The sequence below is a fragment of the Candidatus Binataceae bacterium genome, from assembly GCA_036495685.1.
Lineage (GTDB): Bacteria > Desulfobacterota > Binatia > Binatales > Binataceae > JAFAHS01.
In genome coordinates this window covers 1-3,903 of record DASXMJ010000226.1, presented here as the reverse complement: position 1 = coordinate 3,903, position 3,903 = coordinate 1, and the positions used below count along the sequence as shown (strand labels likewise).

4 protein-coding genes are annotated in these 3,903 nt (G+C 62.0%); 2 read left to right on the top strand and 2 right to left on the bottom strand.

Annotated elements, in window-relative coordinates:
• Positions 1-1,530: molybdopterin cofactor-binding domain-containing protein (locus tag VGI36_20365; GenBank protein ID HEY2487505.1), on the bottom strand; the 1,530-nt coding region annotated here is incomplete at its 3' end.
• Positions 1,527-1,982, bottom strand: coding sequence for a (2Fe-2S)-binding protein (locus tag VGI36_20360; protein ID HEY2487504.1), 456 nt, complete (start codon positions 1,980-1,982; stop codon positions 1,527-1,529). The genes VGI36_20365 and VGI36_20360, both read right to left, overlap by 4 nt.
• A gap of 292 nt (positions 1,983-2,274) precedes the next feature.
• On the opposite strand from VGI36_20360, the gene VGI36_20355 reads away from it, so the two are divergent.
• A complete protein-coding gene (locus VGI36_20355) occupies positions 2,275-2,862 on the top strand; it encodes a DNA-3-methyladenine glycosylase (protein ID HEY2487503.1) in 588 nt (195 codons plus the stop codon).
• Between the two features lie 101 nt (positions 2,863-2,963).
• Positions 2,964-3,830 carry a class II fructose-bisphosphate aldolase gene (locus VGI36_20350; GenBank protein HEY2487502.1) on the top strand — a complete coding sequence of 289 codons (867 nt, stop codon included), beginning with the start codon at positions 2,964-2,966 and terminating at the stop codon, positions 3,828-3,830.
• The last annotated feature ends 73 nt before the right edge of the window (positions 3,831-3,903 follow it).

Below are 3,903 nucleotides of genomic sequence, written 5' to 3'. Positions count from 1 at the left end.
ACCGTTCTCTACCCGCAGGTTGGCGATGTTGAATGGAATGTCGGTCCATCCCTGCTCGAGAGAGCCAGGACCCCCGTACACCGCGGTCTCGTCGAAAGTCGATGCGATCGGCGGAAACGTCGAGCGCTGAAGCCAGGCGGTCGGCATTCCGTTGCTGCCGAGCGCGGCTTTCAGGTACATGGCGGACACGCTGTTGTAGTAGCCGAACTGGATGTCGTCCTCGCGCGACCAGACAACCTTGATTGGCCGTCCGACCGCCTTGGAGAGCAGTGCGGCTTCGACCGCGTAGTCGGGCTTCGATTTTCTTCCGAACCCGCCACCCAGCAGGGTCACGTAGCAAGTCACGTTTTCCGCCGCGAGACCCAGCTGATCGGCAACCGATTTCTGGACCGCCTGGGGATTCTGGGTGGGTGCCCACACTGTCACCCGGTCACCCCGCACGTCAGCGAGCGCGACCGGCGGCTCCATCGATGCGTGTGCCAGCAGCGGCACGTAGTATTCCGCTTCCACCAGCCTGCCCGCCTTCGCGAACTCCGCATCGACGTCGCCCGCGCTGCGCGCGACGAAGCCTGGCTGGCGCGAGGTCGCGCGCAGCTCTGCTTTGTACTTTTCGGAGTCGTATCCCTGGTTAGGGCCGTCCTCCCATTCGATGCTCAGTTTCTTGCACCCCTGGAATGCCGCCCAAGTGTTGTCTGCGATCACCGCGATCCCGCCCAATGGCTGAAAGCCGCAGGGAGGTTGAAAGCCGGGAATCGGGACCGTTTGCCGCACTCCGCCCACCTGCCGCGCTGCGCGGTCATCAAGCGATTTGACTTTGCCCCCGAGTACCGGCGGCCGCCGTACCGCCGCGTACAGCATCCCATCGACGCGCGCGTCCATGCCGAAGACCGGCTCTCCCTCGCAGATGGCGCGCAGGTCATAGCTCGGCATCCATTTTCCGATGTAGCGCCATTCCGAGGCCGGCTTGAAAACCAGCTCGCTGCGATCCGGGACGGGCAGTCGGGCCGCCGCGGCGACCAGCGCGCCGTAACCCGTGGTGCGTCCGCTGGGCCGATGCACGATGGTATGCTGGTGCGCCTGGCATTGGTCGGCGGGCACCTTCCATTGCGCGGCTGCCGCACGAATCAGCATCAGTCGCGCGGTCGCGCCACACTCGCGCATGGTGTCAAAAAAGCTGCGAATTGAATGCGATCCGTCAGTGTCTTGCGAGCCGTAGCGCGCATCTCCGATTGCTTGGTCGATCTTGACCCGACTCCAGTCGGCATCCAGTTCATCGGCGAGCACCAACGGAAGCGAGGTCCGGATACCGGTCCCCATTTCGGATCGATGAGCCACGATTCGCACGGTGCCGTCTGTTTCGATCGCGACAAAGACGTTGGGTTGGAAGACCGGCGCCGCGTTGCGGCGCTTTCGCTCGCCGGTTTGGGCGAGCAGCAGATCCGGGGCAAAAGATGCGCCGAGCACCAATGCGCCTGCCGAAAACATCCCGCGCAGAAACCGGCGGCGGCTCAAATTGGCAATCGTCGTCACGCGCTTTCCTCCGCGGCCGCCTTGATGGCTGCGCGGATGCGCTGATAGGTCCCGCAGCGGCAAATGTTTCCCGCCATCGCGCGGTCGATATCCGCATCGGTGGGCCTGCGATTGATGCTGAGCAGGGAGATCGCCTGCATGATTTGTCCGGCTTGGCAGTAACCACATTGCGGCACGTTGAGTCGCATCCAGGATTTCTGCACTGGATGAAGCCCGCCGCTCGAGATTCCTTCAATGGTGGTGATTTCCGTGCCGGCCGCCGCGCTCATCGGGGTGATGCAGGAGCGAATCGCCTTGCCGCCCCGATGAACCGTGCAAGCACCGCACAGACCCATTCCACATCCGAACTTCGCTCCATACAGGCCGAGTTCATCGCGCAGATACCAAAGCAGCGGCATCTGCGGATCGCCGGTAAAGGGTTTTTCGTTGCCGTTGATTTTGAGGACGATCATCTGAAATATCTCGCTGTAGGGAACAGCATCACATCCCTCATTCAGACCGGCGGCGGTGAAAAAGGTTGGCTGGCTCCTGGGGTTCCTTAATAAGAGCCTCCCGCAAGGATAGACGAGTGTCTATCCACAATCGCATAGGTCGCAACCCAAGGAACGCCTCGCAAATTTGGCCGGGGCTCTTTTCGGCACCGAAGCCAGCCGCTAGTTTGGCTGCGCACTCAGGCCTCGTCGATGGGCCGTCGGGTACCCGGTGAGCGCGGCATCACAATCGACCAGGAGCAACCGCCGTAAGTTGCGGCGCGATTTCTATGCACGTCCGGTACTGACGGTGGCACGTGAGTGTATCGGCAAGATCCTGGTGCACAGCGCTTGCGAGGGTGAGACCGCGGGGCGCATCGTGGAAGCCGAAGCCTACCGCGGTCCGCTGGACCTCGCGGCGCACAGCTCGCGGGGGTTGACCAAACGCACCGCGGCGATGTTTGGTCCGGCCGGCCACGCCTACATCTATCTCCTGTACGGCATCAGTTGGGCCCTCAACCTGGTGGTGGCGTGCGAGCACGAGCCGCACGCTGTCCTCATCAGAGCCGTGGAGCCGGTGCGCGGCCTGGCCCTGATGGCCGAGCGGCGCAGCTTACCGCCAGATTCACGCAACCTGACCAATGGCCCGGGGAAATTGACAATGGCGATGGGAATCACCGGCGCGTTGTATGGTGAGGATCTCTGCGGCCCGCGCTTGTTCCTCGAAGAGGCCGACACGCGGGCAATAAGAATGAGCCGCTCGGTGCGCATCAACGTTGACTACGCGGGGGATTGGGCGCTCAAGCGGTGGCGGTTCTATGAGCGCGGCAACCGCTTCGTATCAGTTCGTCCACGCGACTGAACCCTTCGTGAGCATACATTCGGCTGCCGCCCGTGGACTGACCGGCGCCCCGGCGCTAGGACTCACTAGTACGTCATCGCGTTTGGCTGCGAGGTGGATTCATGCACTCGTTGCGACAAGCTTTGACCGAGGCCGAGAAACGAAACGTCGCGATCGGCCATTTCAATACCTCCGATCTGACCGCGCTGCGCGCCATAGTCGACGCCGCACGAGAACTGAAACTTCCCGTGCTGGTCGGGGTGTCAGAGGGTGAGCGGGAATTCATCGGCACCCGCACCGCCGCGGCAATCGTCCGCAGTCTCCGCGATGAATCGCCGTTTCCGATCTTTCTCAACGCCGACCACACCCATTCTCTGGAGAAGGTCAAGGAAGTCGCCGAAGCCGGCTACGACGAAGTGATTTTCGATGCATCGAAGCTACCGCTCGAAGAGAACCTCAAGCAGTCGAAGCGCGCGGTGGAGATTGCCAAATCAATCCGTCCGGAGATCCTGGTCGAGGGCGAGATCGGCTACATCGGCTCCTCATCCGCGATTTTGGAGAAGCGTCCGGAAGAATCACTGCACATGACTGACCCCGAAGAGGCTCGTCAGTTTGCGGCGGAAACCGGCATCGACGTGGTCGCGCCTGCGGTCGGCAACATGCATGGTCTCTTGCGCGAGATGGTCTCCGGCCAGTCGCATAAGCACCTGGATGTGCCACGCATTGGCGTGATCAAGCGCGCGGTGGGGAAGTTCATGACGCTGCACGGGGGCTCGGGCACCGCTGACCATGATTTCGTTGCTGCCATCAAGGCCGGCATGACTATCGTGCACGTCAACACCGAATTGCGGTTGGCCTGGCGCAAAGGTGTAGAGGAAGGATTGCGAAAGGACCCCGACGAGGTGGCGGCCTATAAGATAATGCCGGCGGCCTACCACAGCGTTTTCGAAGTGGTGAAAGAGCGTCTGACTCTATTCAATTCGAATTGACGAAAGTCCCAATTTTTTCGGCTGCTCCCTCTCCGGCCCGGAAATGGGGGGAGCTTGGGGTGCCTACGTAGGG

Excerpts from the sequence above, each read along its gene's own strand:
- VGI36_20360 (HEY2487504.1), bottom strand. The coding sequence starts at position 1,982 with ATGATCGTCCTCAAAATCAACGGCAACGAAAAACCCTTTACCGGCGAT.
- VGI36_20350 (HEY2487502.1), top strand. The coding sequence starts at position 2,964 with ATGCACTCGTTGCGACAAGCTTTGACCGAGGCCGAGAAACGAAACGTC.